Genomic DNA, 16,440 nt, shown 5'->3' on the forward strand with positions numbered 1-16,440 from the left:
TTTGTTGTTTATTTTGAGACGAGTCATCTTGCTTCGAGTTTTGTTGCTTATTCTGAGACGAGTTATCTTGCTTGGAATTTTGTTGTTTGTTTTGCGACGAATCCTTTTGTTCTTCTTGTTTTTGCTCTTCATTGTTATTTTTATTATGTTTCATACTTCTAGTCTGTTCTTTGTTAGTATCCTCTTGCTTGTTAGGTTGCTGCTCCTGGTTATCTGTTTCGTTTGTTTCTGTTGTAGTTGATTTTTTTTTCTTACGTAACCAATTCCAAATCATATGTATGCCCTCTTTGATTTTGTAATATAGTGCTATTTTGTGGCTAATTTTGTATATTATTCATTTATTTATGAAAAGAAGAAGGAGATTGGTTTGCATAGAAAAAATCCTTTAGTAAGCAGTTCATACTATAGCGGGAAGAAGGCGAGTCTGTGCAAATTGTAAAAAAGGAGAAGTTTATTTTAAAAGAGTTTACGTTTGAAAATGGTAGGACAATGCCTGTTCAAATGGGGTATGAGACGTATGGTACTTTAAATAGAGAAAGATCAAATGCAATTTTGGTTTGTCATTATTTTAGTGCAACAAGTCACGCTGCGGGAAAATATACAGAGAATGATGAGGAGTCTGGTTGGTGGGATGGGCTAATTGGACCTGGAAAAGCAATTGATACAAATAAGTATTTTGTTATATGTACTGATAATCTTTGTAATGTACAGGTGAAGAACCCATACGTGATTACTACGGGGCCGAAGTCGATTAATCCAGAAACGGGGGATGAATATGCCATGGATTTCCCTGTGTTTACATTTCTTGATGTAGCTCGTATGCAATATGGATTAATAAAAGATATGGGAATTTCAAGATTACATGCTGTCATGGGGCCATCGGCAGGTGGAATGATTGCACAGCAATGGGCTGTTCAATATCCTCATATGGTAGAACGAATGATTGGTGTTATTACGAACCCGCAAAATCCAATTATAACGTCTGTAAATGTAGCGCAAAATGCGATTGAAGCAATACAAATGGATCCTAATTGGAAGGGCGGGAAATATGGAGAAGTACAGCCAATGAAGGGGCTTCATTTAGCAAATAGAATGATGTTTATGAATGCGTTTGATGCACATTTTTATGAAACGACATTTTCACGTAATAGTATAGAAATGGCGCTTTATCAAGAGTTTTCCGCGTTAACATCATTTGAGAAAGAGATAAATAAAGTGACATATAGAAGTATAGAGTTAGTAGATGCAAATTCATGGATGTACACTGCGAAGGCAGTTTTATTACATGATATTGCGCACGGATTTTCTTCTTTGGCGGAGGCTCTTTCTCGAATAGAAGCGAATGTACTCATGATTCCATGTAAACAAGATTTACTTCAGCCATCTCGTTACAATTATAAGATGGTAGATATTTTGCAAAAACAAGGGAAGTATGCGGAAGTGTATGAGATAGAAAGCATAAATGGACATATGGCGGGAGCATTTGATATTCATTTATTTGAAAGGAAAATTTACGAATTTTTAAATCGGAAAGTCTCTAGTTTTGTGTAGATAATAAATGCTGAGGAAAAGGTGCAATGTTTGTAGTAGGCACCTTTTTTTACATGATTTGCAGACGGAAAATATAGGTAGCGATTGCTATACCGAAAAACGCTATACTAAGTAATAGAAATAAGAATGACATTTCTTGTGGCGATTTTATCTTTTTATTATTTTTCATACTAAGTGTAATAATAGCAGCGATTAATAGAATGATGCCCATAATGAAAAGAAAAAGTGTCATTTTAACTGGCTCCTTTCATAAAACAAGTATATTGAGGATACAATGCACGTGTTATGTTTGTAAAGAATAAGTTTTGCGAGAAAATTGAGAAATAAAATTTCCATTCTTTGCGTTCCTTCTTTCACATGCTAAAATTAATTAGAAATAGTTGTTCAAAGAAGAGACGTAAAGGTTTTATTGTATATAAGGAGGAATGACATATGACAGAAGTTAATACAATTACTACAGAAGAAGTGCAAGAGCGTTTAGAAAATGGAGAAACGTTATTTTTAGTAGATGTAAGGGAAGATGAAGAAGTAGCTGCAGGAAAGATTCCAGAAGCTGTACATATTAAAATGGGCGATATCCCAAATAAAGTAGATTTCTTTGATAAAGAGAATGAATATATCTTTATTTGTCGCTCGGGCATGCGCAGTGAGAATGTATGCCATTATTTAAATGAACAAGGATTTAAAACAGTGAACATGGTTGGCGGTATGCTTCAATATGAAGGTGAAACGAAATAGTTAATAGTTAAAAACTTGAAACGAGTCTGTTTCAAGTTTTTTTCTTTTGCATACAGTATACAAAAGGGGGAGGGGTAAATGGGGATTAATTTGCGCAAAGTAAAAATTATTAATAATACAGGAGCTGTCAATGTTGGCGACTGTTATGATATTTCACCTTTAGCGGTGGCGAAAATATATGCGGGTGCTGGAGGCTCCAGTGCTGCTATTTTTTTAAATGGGAAACGCCAGCCAGAAGCGGTAATTAGAACATCTGTATTTCTTCCACCATTAGCAACGAGTACACGTACATTAGGGTCCTAAAAGAAAGGTAGAGTGTAATTATGCCTGCGCATATAAAAGAATTTATTATTGTTAATAATACCGGGAATATATTTACAGGTGATAATTTGAGTGATACGTCATTTACTGCTTCGAAATCGTATAGTGGTGCAATGGGGTGTACTTGGATTGACGTTGTTACAGTAATAGGAACAGAGACGAAGCTTTGTTTACAGCCAGGTGATTCTGTGACGACAACATATACACGAGGTACTCCTGCTGGTACTGTAACAGGAACAAATGCAGGGCAAGGTACAAATGTATCGGGTATAGCGCAAGCTGTCCCTAATACAGATAATATGGATTCAATTGCGGGACTCCCTTAAGAAATTAAGGGGGTTTTTATTATTCAAAATAAAAATAGTCTCGGAGTTTATTTTTGTAAATACATATTAAGAAGAGATTTGTTTCATGTGAAAAAAGAGGGTGTGTAGGTGATAGCCCCCCCCTACTGATTAAAGTTTCATTTTATTCACGTGAGCAAAAACATCGTGGTTCGAAAATATATTATAATAGAATGAAAAGAGAAAAATTTGGCAGAAAGGGAGGGTGGCGATGCAGGAGAAGGTTAAAGATCGTTTTGGACGCCCACTTCAAGATTTACGCATATCTGTCATTGATCGTTGCAATTTTAGATGTACATATTGTATGCCAGCAGAAGTGTTTGGGCCCGATTATGCTTTTTTGAAAGAAGAGTTTTTACTGACGTTTGATGAAATTGAGCGTTTGGCAAAACTATTTGTTAGCATCGGTGTACGAAAAATTAGGCTTACTGGTGGCGAGCCACTGCTTCGTAAAGATGTAACAAAGCTTATTGCGCATCTCGTGAAAATTGATGGGTTAACAGATATAGGATTAACGACAAATGCCATTCATTTAACGAAACAAGCGAAGGCATTGAAAGAAGCTGGATTACACAGAGTAAATGTTAGTTTAGATGCAATAGATGATGATATATTTAGGAGCATTAATGGGCGGAATGTTAATACGAAACCTGTTATGAAAGGAATTATGGCTGCAAAAGAGGCAGGGCTCGAAGTAAAGGTAAATATGGTTGTGAAAAAAGGGATGAATGATCACCAAGTACTTCCGATGGCTGCGTATTTTAAAGAACAAGGAATCACACTTAGATTTATTGAGTTTATGGATGTTGGTAGTACGAATGGGTGGAATTTTGATCAAGTAGTTACAAAGCGGGAATTAATTGAGATGATTCATAGGGTGTATCCGCTTGAGCCGGCTGAAGCGCATTATTTTGGTGAAGTTGCGAAACGATATCGGTATGTTGGAACAAATGTAGAGGTCGGTTTTATTACCTCTGTTTCTGAGTCGTTTTGTTCGTCTTGTACGAGAGCGAGAATTTCGGCTGATGGAAAGTTTTATACTTGCTTGTTTGCGGCAGAAGGATTGGATATAAGAGAACTTCTTAGAAATAAATTTTCGGATGAAGAGTTATTACATGCTATACAAGATGTATGGATGAATAGAAAAGATAGATATTCAGATGAACGGACAGAAGAAAGTGCGAGAAATCGTCCGAAAATTGAAATGTCTTATATAGGAGGATAAGAAAGGGGGCTATCGTATGCAGGAGCGATATTCAAGACAAATATTATTTCCTGGTGTGGGAGAAGAAGGGCAGCGAAAAATAAGAGAGAAGCATGTGCTTATTATCGGCGCTGGTGCTCTTGGTGCGGCGAATGGAGAAGCAATTGTTAGAGCAGGTGTTGGAAAAGTAACGATTGCGGATCGTGATTATGTAGAATGGAGCAATTTACAAAGGCAACAATTATATACAGAAGAAGATGCAATGCAGTATAAACCGAAGGCGATAGCGGCAGCAGAACATTTAAAAGCGATTAATTCTGAGGTGGAAATAAATCCGGTTGTAACAGATGTGACGGTGCAAGAAATGGAAGAATTAGTGAATGATGTAGATTTAATATTAGATGCGACCGACAATTTTGAAACACGTCTTCTTATTAATGATATTTCACAAAAGTATAATATTCCGTGGATATATGGTGGTTGTGTCGGAAGTTACGGGGTAACGTATACAATTTTACCGGGAAAAACACCGTGTTTCCGCTGTTTAATGGAACATCCAGCGAGTGGAGCAACATGTGATACAGCCGGTATTATACAACCAGCGGTGCAATTAGTAGTGGCGCATCAAATAACAGAAGCGTTGAAAATATTAGTAGAAGACTTTGACTCGCTTCGTGAAACGATGTTATCGTTTGATCTTTGGAATAATCAACAGATGGCATTTAAAGTGAATAGGCAGAAAAAAGATACGTGTTTATCTTGCGGAAGATTGCGTACGTACCCGAGTTTAACATTTGAGGCACAAACGAAAACAGAAGTGTTATGTGGACGAAATACAGTACAAATTCGCCCAGGTATGCGAAATGAATTTAATTTAGAAGAAATTAAAAAGCGCTTACAAAGAAGTGTAGAGGTAAAGGCAACACCTTATTTATTATCATTTCCGGTAGAAGAATATCGCTTCGTTCTTTTCACAGATGGTAGGGCGTTTATTCATGGAACAAATGATATGAATGTAGCGAAAAGCTTATATGCAAGATATATAGGTTGAACCTAAAGGGCACCCTTTAGGTTCAACGGAGAGCGGATTACAAATTTCTCGTGTAATCTCCACTTTTTCCACCTGTTTTTTCAAGTAAGTATGTTTCGCCAATAATCATACCTTTATCAACAGCTTTACACATATCATATACGGTAAGAGCGGTAGCAGAAGCAGCTGTTAAAGCTTCCATTTCAACACCGGTACTACCTTCTGTTTTAACTTTTACTTCAATGAGTAATCGATATTGTTCCTCTAATTGTTTCCAATCGAAAGAAACATCAACACCTTTTAATAATAAAGGGTGGCACATTGGGATAATATCAGAAGTGCGTTTTGCAGCCATAATGCCTGCGATTTGTGCAACCGCTAATACGTCACCTTTCCCAATTTCATTGTGAGAGATTTTATCGTAAATTTCTTTCGTAACGACGATGCTAGAGCACGCAATTGCTGTTCGAACGGTTGCCTTTTTCTCGCTTATATCAACCATTTTCGCGCGGCCCTGGTCGTTGAAATGTGTGAATGAAGACATGGAATTCCTCCTTGAAGTAATTTCTATTTAATACATAAAGTTTAATCGAGATAAAAAAAATTGCAAATATGAGGTGAGGAATGATGGTAGAAAGAAGAATTCCCATTCCAGTTGCTGAGGCAGTGGAACGGGTAATGAAATATGCGAAACATGGTGAAGTAGAATCAGTTTCTATTACGGAAAGTTACGGGAGAATTCTTGGAGAAGACGTTGTCTCAGATCATGATGTTCCTCATTTTGACCGTTCCCCTTACGATGGTTTTGCTATTCGAGCGGAAGATACGAAAGAAGCAAGTCAGGAGAATCCAATTGAATTTGAAGTAATAGGAGAAATTGGAGCGGGGGCTGTTTTTGGAGAAGAAGTAGGAGTTTTTCAGGCGGTTCGTATTATGACAGGAGCAGCTATTCCAGCAGACTGTAATGCAGTCGTCATGCTAGAATTGACGGAAGGATTCGAGCAGAACGGAAGTACGTATATGAAGTTAAAGCGTCCTTTCAATAGTGGTGACAACGTGTCATTTAAAGGAGAAGATATAAAACAAAATCAAGTTCTCGTTAAGAAAGGTGCTGCAATTAATCCTGGTGTTGCCGCCCTATTAGCGACATTTGGATATAGTACGGTGAAAGTTGTAAAACAGCCTGTTGTCGGTATTGTAACGACAGGAAGTGAATTACTAGAAGTACACGAGCCGTTAGAGCCAGGGAAAATTAGAAATAGTAACTCTTATATGATTGCTGCTCAAATTATGAAAGCTGGCGGAAAAGTTCGGTATTATGGCCAGCTTGCCGATGAGTTAGATGCATGTTTTGCAGCTGTTCAATCGGCGATGGAAGAGGTTGATATTTTAATTACAACAGGCGGCGTGTCGGTAGGAGATTATGACTACTTACCGGCTATTTATGAAAGATTACAGGCACATGTACTCTTTAATAAAATAGCGATGAGACCAGGAAGTGTAACGACAGTAGCTGAAGTTGATGGGAAGTTACTTTTCGGTTTATCAGGGAATCCGTCAGCATGTTATGTAGGCTTTGAATTATTTGTACATCCAATTATAAAAACGCATTTGTATGCGAAGGAACCTCACATATATAGAGCGGATGCTATTTTGCAAAAAGATTTTCCGAAGCCAAATCCGTTTACTCGTTTTGTAAGAGCAAACGTGACAATCGCGGATGGGGCATTACAAGCGATGCCAGTGGGATTAGATAAGTCGAGTGCGGTCTCTTCACTTGCGGATGCAAATGCTTTTATCGTGTTGCCTGGAGGGACAAGAGGATTTGAAGCTGGAATGAAAGTAGCGGTATTATTGTTAGAGCACGCCGAGGGATGTGATTGGCCGTGGGAAAAGCCCCTTCAATCTTACAAATAGTAGGGTATCAAAATAGTGGAAAAACAACACTTGTAGAGAAAATCGTGCATGCATTGGCTCAAAAAGAAATGAAAGTTGCTACAATTAAACATCACGGGCACGGAGGTTTTCCAGAAGTAGCGCAAAAAGATAGTGAAAGACACCGTAAAGCTGGTGCTGTCGTAAGTAGTGTAGAAGGTGCTGGATTACTTTCACTTTCTTCGCTAAGAGAGGAATGGTCCTTGAAGGAAATTATTCGCTTATATGAGTTTTTTGAAGTGGGTACAATTTTAATAGAGGGTTATAAAAAAGAGAACTATCCGAAAATAGTGTTACTTCGTTCTGCGGAAGATGCTGAACTTTTACATAAAGTAAAAAATGTGGTGGCGGTCATTACGTGGCATGATGCACCGGTAAAATTAAGAGAAGAATATAAAGTATTTCATATAACAGAAGAAGAGTTGTATATAGACTGGTTTTTACAAACGGTTAGGAGTATAAAATGACAAATACGTATTATGAAGTAATTGATACAGAAATCTCGATTGAAGAGGTAGCAAAGAAGGTAATTCGCCGTGAATGCGGTGCTGTTACAACATTTATCGGAACGGTTAGAGAGTTTACGAAAGGGCGCCGTACATTGTACTTAGAGTATGCCGCTTATAAAACGATGGCAGAAAAGATGCTACAGAAAATCGGCTCTGAAGTGAAAGAGAAGTGGCCAGGTACACACGTTGCAATTACCCATCGCATCGGTACACTACAAATTTCTGATATAGCAGTTGTTGTTGCTGTTTCAACACCGCACCGTAAAGCGGCTTATGAAGCGAATGAATATATTATGGAACGCATAAAACAAATTGTTCCAATCTGGAAAAAAGAGTTTTGGGAAGATGGTGACTCGTGGATTGGGGATCAATTAGAAAAAACACCATATCCAGCGGGAGAGCCTGGGAAGGAGCTATAAGTATGATTCGAGTATTGTTATTTGCGCACTTGCAAGAGGAAGCAGGGACAAGTGAATTACAAATAGAGAAAGAAAATATTACGGTCACGCAGTTAAAAGAGATTGTTGCGAATGAATATAATGTACCAGTTTCAGCACCAATTATGGTTGCGATTAATGAAGAATATGCAAATGAAGAGGACACAATTCAATCTGGTGATGTTGTTGCGCTCATACCACCAGTGAGCGGTGGTTAATATTGGATTCATTAAAACGACTTTCCTGAATAGGGGAAGTCGTTTTTTTATGGCATTTTTGAGAACACTAATTTATAGAACAAGGAGGGCGTTATGAAAAAACTATGTGTAATGATGACAATGGTATGTTCTATCTTTTTCTTTTCTCCAAGCTATTCATGGGCAAAAGAATCGAAAGAGCAGCTGTTAGAGAGTGCGTTATTGAATAGGTATTATTCTGTTATAAGACAAGCGACAGAAGATCAATATGAATGTGACTCAGTTATAAATATAAAGCGTTTAGGCAAGAAAGATGAGTTCGTTCCTAGATTTGAAGTGATGCTACAATTTCTTACTTTTCAAGGTGCACACAATCCGCCAAATGACAAAGTTACACTTACTTTAGAAGATAATTTAGATCACATAAAGATAAAGAAGGTGGAACGAGAAAAAAATGTTTCTAGTGAGATTGCAGAAAAGGTGTGCGCACGAGAGAAGGAAAAAATGAAAGCACATTCTAATGGTGTAGAGCGGTAACTGATGACGGAAAAGTTGGTGCGATTAATAGAAAAGGACAAAGAGATTTATCTCTTTGTCCTTTTTTTGCAAAAAAAAATAGCGGCCAGCTATTTTAAAAATTAATGATTAATTGTCTCTTGAAGAAATTCTGTCGCTTGATGTTCAGAAACGTTTTGTACGAGTGCAACTTCGCTAATCATCATTTTACGTGCATTATCTAGCATTTGTTTTTCGCTCGCATTTAACGCTCTTTCTTTATTACGGCGGAGTAAATCACGAACAACTTCTGCGCTATCTTGCAGATTGCCGTTTTTCATTTTTTCCATATTCATTGTGTATCTTTGTTTCCATGAGAGTGATGGGTCAGATTCCCCATTTTGAAATGCAAGGAGTATATCATTTAACGTACCTTTATCAACGATATAACGAATACCTGATTTTTGTAATTGATCCATCGGAAGCATAACTTGCATATCTTTATTAATGATACGTATCACACAATATTGACGCGTAGTACCTAATATTTCTTTCTCTTCAATGGCTTCGATGATTCCTGCACCGTTCATTGGATAAACAATTTTATCGCCAATTTGAAACAAATCATCCACCTCCATATGTGGTAACCTCTACTAATGATAACACACGGATTTAAAAATGTCAAATTTTATATAATACCATAATATTTGTGTTTGAGTCAATAAGTGAAAACTCTTTTTTTATATATTTTTTTGCTCTTATTTATGGATGACTTTTTTAGAAAAATAGTACAGGTGAGGACGGAAGGCATATCCGCTTATTTTTAAGCATAAAATGTAAAATCGCTAATACAATATACCTAAATCCGTTCTTTGCAAAGGAGGGAGAGAAGGTGGGGCGCACAATAAAAATTGATATTACAAATAAAGTTGTAGCTAAATTTAGACCAGATTATTTGGAATTATATACGAGTAAATTTATGATAGGTAAGTTTTATGTCTATACTGAAGATAAACAATATGTGTTAGAAGACGGATATATATATGAGAATGGAAAGTTTTATCGCATCATAGATACGCACCGTGGCAATAATCAAGCGGCGGAGGGCTGCGATCTAGGATGGTGTTAAAATGATTCGTGTGAAAGTGTTTGATGAAAGTCACGAAAAAGACTTGGAAGATGCTGTAAATGTGTTTTTGAAAAAGATTGATGATAGTAACTTTGTAGATATTAAGTACCAAGTTGGTGTTTCCATTAACGATGACGAAAACCAAATTTATTGTTTTTCAGCAATGATCGTTTATAAAGCATAAAAAAGAGCTNNAGCTCTTTTTTATGCTTTATGTTGGGACAACATGTGTTGGTAATACGTTCATAATAGATTGGGTTGTGCCTAATTTCTTTGACGTTAAAAGCAGTTCTTCTGCTTCATGCTTTTGAGCATCTTTACACATGCCGAGGTGATAACGATCACCTAAAAATGGATCAATATAAAAACCGTTTTTGAATACTTTATCATTCGGATGTTTCTCACGGTGAATGTCAGAACAGTTAATGCAATAGAACATAGCCTTTCATCTCCTTTTTATTTTTGTTTGAAAAAGTGAGTGGGTAGTCATTTCGCTCCTAAGGAAATGTTAAGGAGAAGAGAAATAACTACCTACTCAAATGGTGGGCATATTCCTTCTAATTTTTTATATTTTGCGTATTGCCTCTGAGGGAAGGAGGAGAGACGAATTACGCATGATATAAGTAAGGCGCATCTTTCAATATGAATGATGGAGTGTCATGTTGAGAGAAGTTTTTATTTTTGATTGCCTTTGTGAGTATATTATGAAGAAATGCTGAGAGGGTGTTTGTCCTGTTGAAAAAATGTTGAGAATTTCTCAACGGTAAACAGAATTAGCGTTGACATGAAACGAAAAGGTGTTATATTATCTAAATACAACCAAAAGGTGTTATGTTTTAATGCCGAATAAAGGAGATATAAAATGAATCAACAAAATACATTAAATGATATTAAACAAACAATCGTTTTTAACGCACCTATTCAAAAAGTATGGAATGTAGTATCAACTGCAGAGGGAATTTCGTCATGGTTTATGCCGAACGATTTCAAATTAGAAGTAGGACATGAATTTCATGTGCAATCACCATTTGGACCATCCCCATGTAAAGTGTTAGAAATTGATGAGCCAAACCATTTATCTTTCTCATGGGATACAGACGGTTGGGTCGTTTCATTTCATTTGAACGACTTAGGCGATAACAAAACAGAATTTACGTTAATTCACGGCGGCTGGAAACATCCGGATGAAATCCTTCCGAAAGCGAATGCGAAGAGCTCTATTATTCGCGATAGAATGAATGGCGGATGGGTAGCGATTGTAAATGAAAAACTGAAAAAGGTTGTTGAAGGTTAAATGTCTTCGTCAGCAGCGAAATATGATGTATTTCAAGCAATTGCTGATCCAACTCGCCGAGAAGTATTACGGTTATTAAGTGATAAAGAGTTACCGATTTCCAAAATAACAGATCATTTTCCGATGAGTCGCACCGCTGTTGTGAAGCATCTTCATATTCTTTCAGAAGCGAATTTAGTAAGTGGAAGAAAAAGCGGAAGAGAGAAGATATATCGTTTGCAACCGGAGCCGTTAGAGGAATTACAGCAGTGGCTCTCGTATTATGAACGATTTTGGGATAATAAATTGTCCATGCTGAAATATATTGTGGAGAATGAAGAGTAGATTGTAAGAAAAAAGGATAACCGAAATGGTCATCCTTTTTTTCTTACTGCTCACTTGTTTGTTTAGCTGGTTTTAATAAGAACCAAGCGATAATTAAAGTTAATACTGCTAATACGAAAGTACTCATATAAATGACGTGTATACTTGCAGCTAATGCGTTTTGGGATTCAGTAGCTACGTTTGCTGTAGCTCCCCCGTGTCCGCTAGAAGATACAAGATCGAGATTTTTAATGCCACGTGCATGAATCATCGTATTGAAGACTGTGCCGAAAATGGCAGCGCCTAGCGTTTGACTAAATGTATTAATAAATGTGTTTAAACCAACGGCTGTTCCGCGCGTATGAGCTGGTACAGCTGCTTGAATTGTGACCATGTAGATCGGTGTGACAAGCCCCATTCCTAAGCCGAATAATCCGACTGCTACATAAATAAGGAATGACGGTGAGTCTGTTGACAATGTAAATAATAAGAAAGTAGCAACTGATAAAATGCTAGCTCCAAGTAAAATAATCTGTTTCGTTGTTATTTTGCCAACTAAGTTACCTGAGAACATAGCACCGAATGTCCACATAACAGGAATCGGCATTAAAATGAGTCCGGCTTCTGTCGCATTTTTTCCTAAAACACCTTGGCTCCATATTGGAAGATACACTGTAATACTAATAATCATTGCACCAGCAATAAGCGTTAGTATGTTTATTGTAGATAATGTACGATTAGAGAAAAGTGCTAGCGGAATTAATGGTTCCGGAGACCTTTTCTCGATGTATAAGAAAATAATGAATGAAATAGCGGCAAAGATTAATAGGCCGATAATTGAAATATCTCCCCAGTTTTGCTTACTGCTACCTGTTAATAATGCGTATAGTAGAGCAATTGTACTTAATGAAAAGACTGTTGCACCAAGGTAATCGATATGTTGCTTAGATGACTTAATAGATTCCTTATAATAAATGGCAATCATTAAGCAAGCGATAATGCCAAATGGAACGTTCAAGAAGAAGATATAACGCCAAGAAAGAGAATCGACTAAAAATCCGCCTACTAACGGCCCAATGACACCAGATACACCCCAAACGGCACTCATCCAGCCTTGTGCTTTCGCGCGGTCTTTTGCTTCGCTATATAAGTCTCCAATAATTGTCATAGTAATTGGCATAACAGCGCCAGCGCCTATACCTTGAAGAGCACGGAAGAAGATTAATTGTTCCATTGATGTAACGACTCCGCAAAGTGCAGAACCGATTAAGAAGATAGTTGCTCCGATGAGTAGAACTTTTTTGCGGCCGAATAAATCAGCTAGCTTTCCATATATTGGAGTCGAAACAGCTGTTGCAAGCATATAAATTGCATATACCCAACTAACAAGTTCGACGCCTGACAAGTCACTCGTTATACGAGGGATTGCTGTACTAACAATCGTTCCTTCTACCGCAGAAAGAAACGTCATTAGCATTAAAGACATCATGACTTTTTTTCTCATTTGTTTTCCCCTTACCCTTTTTAAATATTCAACAATATAAAATATAAAGGTACTAAGGTGTATAAAGCAATAAAAAAGCACAGGAAGTTAGGGGGAGGGGATTTGTCTTTCTTTTTTGTAAGTTGATATAACTTGCAGAATCGCCGATATAATTGCATGTACCTACAAAAAAGAAACAGGGAAGCCCTGTTTCTTCTCTAATATTGCAATTTTGCGTTTTCTCCAGCTGTCGTTCCGGCAATTCTACCAGTAACAAGGGCAGATGTAATGTTATAACCACCAGTATAACCATGAATATCAAGAACTTCTCCGCAGAAATATAAGCCGTTCGTGAATTTAGACGACATTTCTTTCGGGTTAATTTCTTTAACGGATACACCGCCGCCAGTAACGAATGCTTTTTCAATTGACTGCGTACCATTTACATTCACAGTAAATTCTTTAAAGTCCTTCACAAGTGCACGAATCTTCTCATGAGAAATTTGTCCAGCTTGCTCGCTGCCGTCAATTTCATTTTTTTCTAATAAAAATAGGAAGTAACGTTCAGGAACATAACCTTTTAACACGTTTTTAATTCCTTTTTTCGGATCTTCTTTCATTTGTTTCAACATGCGCTGGAATAGTTGTTCACTATTTTCTTCTGGCAATGCATCGATACTCATTTGAACGGTATTCGTCTTAAATTTTTTCAGTGCTTTTACAACGAATTGACTACAGCGAAGGGCAGCAGGGCCAGATAAGCCGAAATGAGTGAAGAGCATGTCCATTTTGTGAGAAATAATAGCTTTTCCTTTCGGGTTTAATACACTTAAATTTACATCGCGCAAAGCGAGACCTTGTAATGAGCGGTCACGAATAAATGGTTCGTTTGAAAGGATTGGTACTTCTGTTGGGAAAAGCTCTGTAATTGTATGACCAGCTTTTTCAGCCCAAGCGTATCCGTCTCCAGTAGAACCAGTTTGAGGAACTGATTTTCCGCCAACAGCGATAACGACGTGATTCGTTTCTAGTACTTCACCTGTTTGCAGTACAACTGCTTTCGTTTGACCATTTTCATACTCAATCGTTTCAACTGGTGTATTCGTACGTATTTTTACACCTAAGTCTTTTAATCGTGTTAAAAGTGCATCTACAACAGATTGCGCTTTATTTGATACAGGGAACATGCGACCATGGTCCTCTTCTTTTAATTTAACACCAAGATTTTCGAAGAATGTAATAATATCTTCATTATTAAAAATAGAAAAAGCACTGTATAAGAAGCGCCCGTTTCCTGGTATATGTTTAACGATTTCATCAAGTGGTAGACGGTTTGTTACGTTACAGCGACCGCCACCAGAAATCGCAAGTTTGCGCCCGAGTTTATTTCCTTTATCAAGAAGTAAGACAGTTGCGCCTTCTTCGGCAGCACCAATTGCAGCCATTAGCCCAGAAGGCCCACCGCCGATGACAATAACATCATAATGCATAATATATCGACCTCATTTTCTACATTTCCTGCCTAAAAGAATAGCATGTTTTCTCTTAAAAGAAAAATAGAGTGAAGTACTGTTTAAGGGGAGAATTGTGGTACAATACAAAAGTTAGAGTTCAGCACTATCCAGCTATTTGTGGCAATAAGACTAAAACTTTAAGATTTAGGAGAAATAAAGAGGGAGTCTGGTAACCCATAAATGCTCGAATAGTGAGGGCTAATAATTAGTAGGGAGGAACAAAACCCCACTGATTAAAGTTTCACTTTATGTAGATGTAGGAGGATTTTTGTATGTCCGATTCGAAATTTTTGCGCGGAACGCTTATCGTTACGCTAGGGACATTTTTAGTAAAGTTCTTAGGCATGATTTACGTCTTTCCGTTTCATGCGTTAGTAGGTACAGAAGGCGGAACGCTCTATACATATGGATACATTCCATATACGATATTTTTAAGTATCGCAACGGCAGGTGTGCCGCTTGCTGTTTCAAAATTCGTTTCCAAATATAATGCGCTTGGCGATTATAAAACGAGCCGGAGAATGTTCCGCTCGGGAATGGTTATGATGATAGTAACAGGAATTCTATCGTTCTTAGTACTATATATGACGGCGCCATTGTTTGCAGAAGCAATGCTTGGTAAACAAAGTTTACAAAGTAAGATAGACGAAGTTACGACGATTATTCGCCTCGTAAGCTTTGCGCTTATTGTTGTGCCAGCAGCGAGTTTAATTCGTGGTTATTTCCAAGGTCACCAGTCGATGGGACCAACTACTGTTTCACAAATTATTGAACAAATTATTCGTATCGTCTTTTTATTAGCAGGTAGTTTTATCGTTATTAAAGTACTTGGCGGTACAGTTGCAACAGCAGTTGGGGTAGCAACATTTGCTGCGTTCGTTTCAGCGGTTGGAGCGCTCGGTGTACTCATCTGGTACTGGTTAAAACGTAAAAAACATTTGGATCAATATTTAATTGAACAAACTGTACCAGAATCGACAGTGAGTACGGTTCAATTGTTTAAAGAATTATTTGCATATGCGATTCCTTACGTTGTAATTGGGTTAACAATTCCTTTATATCAACAAATTGATACGTTAACATTTAACTCAATTATGCAGGCGATTGGTCAAGGTGATATCGCAGAGCGAGCACTCGGTATTTTCACAATGTGGACGCATAAATTAATTATGATTCCTGTATCACTTGCAACAGCGTTTAGTTTAACGCTTGTGCCAGCGATTACAAAATCGTTTACTGAAAAACAATATCGTTATTTAAAATTACAAATTACACAAACATTCCAGGCAAATATGTTTTTAACATTGCCAGCAGTTATCGGTATTTCTACACTTGCATACCCAATTTATACTGCGTTTTACGATTCAGATCCACTAGGTGGACAAGTATTAATGTGGTATGCGCCAGTTGCGTTGTTATTTGCTTTATTCACAGTAACAGCGGCAATTATGCAAGGTATTAATCAACAGAAGCATGCGATTATTGCGCTTGTAATGGGTATTATTTTGAAATTTGTATGTAATGTAATCTTTATTCGTTATTTCGGTACAATAGGAGCAATTCTTGCAACAGCAGTTGGTTTCATCGCTTCAGTTTGGTACACAAATCACCAAATTAAAAAACATGCAAACTACTCATTCGGTGTTGTATACAAAAGAACATTCCAAATTGCAGTATTAACACTTGTAATGGTCGTGGCGGTAAAACTATCACAATGGCTTCTATCCTTCGTGATTTCGCCTGATGGCCGTATGGGTGCTTTAATTACAGTTGCAATTTGTGCAAGTATTGGTGGTTTTGTTTACATTTTATTAGCAATTCGCACAGGAGTACTTGAAAGAGTATTTGGTGGGGAAGCGTTAGATAAAATTCAACGTAAACTTGGTAGTCGATTCAAAATAAAGTTGAAATCAAAAGGGGCGTAAATACGTCCCCTTTTCTATGATAAATAAAGAA

General features: G+C 37.3%; 22 protein-coding genes and 1 pseudogene. 16 read left to right on the forward strand and 7 right to left on the reverse strand.

Going from position 1 to position 16,440, the window contains the following annotated elements:
- Positions 1–274 (reverse strand): annotated as a pseudogene (locus COE49_RS02345) (spore germination protein); the annotation flags it as partial.
- A gap of 152 nt (positions 275–426) precedes the next feature.
- Between COE49_RS02345 and COE49_RS02350 the strand changes: the two are divergent.
- The gene (locus COE49_RS02350) at positions 427–1,551 is read left to right on the forward strand and encodes a homoserine O-acetyltransferase family protein (protein WP_088232280.1); all 1,125 of its coding nucleotides are present in this window, start codon (positions 427–429) and stop codon (positions 1,549–1,551) included.
- Between the two features lie 49 nt (positions 1,552–1,600).
- On the opposite strand, the gene COE49_RS02355 is transcribed toward COE49_RS02350, so the two are convergent.
- Complete coding sequence (locus tag COE49_RS02355) at positions 1,601–1,783, reverse strand: hypothetical protein (RefSeq protein WP_088232279.1); 183 nt, start codon at positions 1,781–1,783, stop codon at positions 1,601–1,603.
- Between the two features lie 200 nt (positions 1,784–1,983).
- On the opposite strand from COE49_RS02355, the gene COE49_RS02360 reads away from it, so the two are divergent.
- From COE49_RS02360 to COE49_RS02385, 5 genes are all read left to right on the forward strand, one after another.
- A complete protein-coding gene (locus COE49_RS02360) occupies positions 1,984–2,289 on the forward strand; it encodes a rhodanese-like domain-containing protein (RefSeq protein WP_000141255.1) in 306 nt (101 codons plus the stop codon).
- Between the two features lie 78 nt (positions 2,290–2,367).
- A complete protein-coding gene (locus COE49_RS02365; RefSeq protein WP_000512461.1) occupies positions 2,368–2,592 on the forward strand; it encodes a spore germination protein in 225 nt (74 codons plus the stop codon).
- Positions 2,593–2,612: 20 nt separating this feature from the next.
- On the forward strand, positions 2,613–2,936 hold the full coding sequence (locus COE49_RS02370) for a hypothetical protein (protein WP_088232278.1): 324 nt from the start codon (positions 2,613–2,615) through the stop codon (positions 2,934–2,936).
- 229 nt (positions 2,937–3,165) lie between these two features.
- Positions 3,166–4,179, forward strand: a complete 1,014-nt coding sequence (gene moaA / locus COE49_RS02380) for a GTP 3',8-cyclase MoaA (RefSeq protein ID WP_088232277.1) — start codon at positions 3,166–3,168, stop codon at positions 4,177–4,179.
- Between the two features lie 16 nt (positions 4,180–4,195).
- Positions 4,196–5,209 (forward strand): molybdopterin-synthase adenylyltransferase MoeB, encoded by a 1,014-nt coding sequence (locus COE49_RS02385; protein WP_088232276.1) that lies wholly within the window; start codon positions 4,196–4,198, stop codon positions 5,207–5,209.
- Between the two features lie 37 nt (positions 5,210–5,246).
- Here the strand turns inward: COE49_RS02385 and moaC are convergent, their stop codons facing one another.
- A complete protein-coding gene (gene moaC, locus COE49_RS02390) occupies positions 5,247–5,732 on the reverse strand; it encodes a cyclic pyranopterin monophosphate synthase MoaC (protein ID WP_088232275.1) in 486 nt (161 codons plus the stop codon).
- Between the two features lie 83 nt (positions 5,733–5,815).
- On the opposite strand from moaC, the gene COE49_RS02395 reads away from it, so the two are divergent.
- The 5 genes from COE49_RS02395 to COE49_RS02415 all read left to right on the forward strand — a co-directional run bounded on the left by COE49_RS02395 (position 5,816) and on the right by COE49_RS02415 (position 8,803).
- Positions 5,816–7,105: a molybdopterin molybdotransferase MoeA gene (locus COE49_RS02395; RefSeq protein ID WP_098357116.1), complete on the forward strand. Its 1,290-nt coding sequence runs from the start codon at positions 5,816–5,818 to the stop codon at positions 7,103–7,105.
- Positions 7,069–7,590, forward strand: coding sequence for a molybdopterin-guanine dinucleotide biosynthesis protein B (gene mobB / locus COE49_RS02400; RefSeq protein WP_140417462.1), 522 nt, complete (start codon positions 7,069–7,071; stop codon positions 7,588–7,590). Before COE49_RS02395 ends, mobB begins: the two co-directional genes overlap by 37 nt.
- On the forward strand, positions 7,587–8,051 hold the full coding sequence (gene moaE, locus COE49_RS02405; RefSeq protein ID WP_088232272.1) for a molybdopterin synthase catalytic subunit MoaE: 465 nt from the start codon (positions 7,587–7,589) through the stop codon (positions 8,049–8,051). Before mobB ends, moaE begins: the two co-directional genes overlap by 4 nt.
- A gap of 2 nt (positions 8,052–8,053) precedes the next feature.
- Complete coding sequence (gene moaD, locus COE49_RS02410) at positions 8,054–8,287, forward strand: molybdopterin converting factor subunit 1 (protein WP_088232271.1); 234 nt, start codon at positions 8,054–8,056, stop codon at positions 8,285–8,287.
- Between the two features lie 93 nt (positions 8,288–8,380).
- The gene (locus tag COE49_RS02415) at positions 8,381–8,803 is read left to right on the forward strand and encodes a DUF3888 domain-containing protein (RefSeq protein ID WP_088232270.1); all 423 of its coding nucleotides are present in this window, start codon (positions 8,381–8,383) and stop codon (positions 8,801–8,803) included.
- Positions 8,804–8,904: 101 nt separating this feature from the next.
- Here COE49_RS02415 and COE49_RS02420 read toward each other — a convergent pair whose 3' ends face one another.
- Positions 8,905–9,399 carry a CarD family transcriptional regulator gene (locus tag COE49_RS02420; protein ID WP_098252746.1) on the reverse strand — a complete coding sequence of 165 codons (495 nt, stop codon included), beginning with the start codon at positions 9,397–9,399 and terminating at the stop codon, positions 8,905–8,907.
- A gap of 254 nt (positions 9,400–9,653) precedes the next feature.
- Between COE49_RS02420 and COE49_RS02425 the strand changes: the two genes are divergently transcribed.
- Both COE49_RS02425 and COE49_RS02430 read left to right on the forward strand, forming a co-directional pair.
- Positions 9,654–9,890 carry a DUF2553 family protein gene (locus tag COE49_RS02425; protein WP_088232268.1) on the forward strand — a complete coding sequence of 79 codons (237 nt, stop codon included), beginning with the start codon at positions 9,654–9,656 and terminating at the stop codon, positions 9,888–9,890.
- A 1-nt stretch (position 9,891) separates the two neighbouring features.
- Positions 9,892–10,074, forward strand: coding sequence for a sporulation protein Cse60 (locus COE49_RS02430; protein ID WP_000621751.1), 183 nt, complete (start codon positions 9,892–9,894; stop codon positions 10,072–10,074).
- 27 nt (positions 10,075–10,101) lie between these two features.
- Here COE49_RS02430 and COE49_RS02435 read toward each other — a convergent pair whose 3' ends face one another.
- Positions 10,102–10,329 (reverse strand): DUF3973 domain-containing protein, encoded by a 228-nt coding sequence (locus COE49_RS02435; protein ID WP_098882969.1) that lies wholly within the window; start codon positions 10,327–10,329, stop codon positions 10,102–10,104.
- A gap of 423 nt (positions 10,330–10,752) precedes the next feature.
- On the opposite strand from COE49_RS02435, the gene COE49_RS02445 reads away from it, so the two are divergent.
- Both COE49_RS02445 and COE49_RS02450 read left to right on the forward strand, forming a co-directional pair.
- Entirely contained in the window at positions 10,753–11,184 is a 432-nt protein-coding gene (locus tag COE49_RS02445) for an SRPBCC family protein (RefSeq protein WP_088232266.1), read from the forward strand.
- A complete protein-coding gene (locus tag COE49_RS02450) occupies positions 11,185–11,508 on the forward strand; it encodes an ArsR/SmtB family transcription factor (protein ID WP_088232265.1) in 324 nt (107 codons plus the stop codon).
- A 43-nt stretch (positions 11,509–11,551) separates the two neighbouring features.
- On the opposite strand, the gene COE49_RS02455 is transcribed toward COE49_RS02450, so the two are convergent.
- Together COE49_RS02455 and COE49_RS02465 are read right to left on the reverse strand one after the other, a co-directional pair.
- Positions 11,552–12,991: an MDR family MFS transporter gene (locus COE49_RS02455; protein WP_088232264.1), complete on the reverse strand. Its 1,440-nt coding sequence runs from the start codon at positions 12,989–12,991 to the stop codon at positions 11,552–11,554.
- A 197-nt stretch (positions 12,992–13,188) separates the two neighbouring features.
- On the reverse strand, positions 13,189–14,460 hold the full coding sequence (locus tag COE49_RS02465) for a BaiN/RdsA family NAD(P)/FAD-dependent oxidoreductase (RefSeq protein ID WP_098945685.1): 1,272 nt from the start codon (positions 14,458–14,460) through the stop codon (positions 13,189–13,191).
- Between the two features lie 296 nt (positions 14,461–14,756).
- Between COE49_RS02465 and COE49_RS02470 the strand changes: the two genes are divergently transcribed.
- Positions 14,757–16,409 carry a putative polysaccharide biosynthesis protein gene (locus COE49_RS02470; RefSeq protein ID WP_088232262.1) on the forward strand — a complete coding sequence of 551 codons (1,653 nt, stop codon included), beginning with the start codon at positions 14,757–14,759 and terminating at the stop codon, positions 16,407–16,409.
- Positions 16,410–16,440 lie beyond the last annotated feature (31 nt).

The organism is Bacillus sp. AFS029637, assembly GCF_002584985.1.
Lineage (GTDB): Bacteria > Bacillota > Bacilli > Bacillales > Bacillaceae_G > Bacillus_A.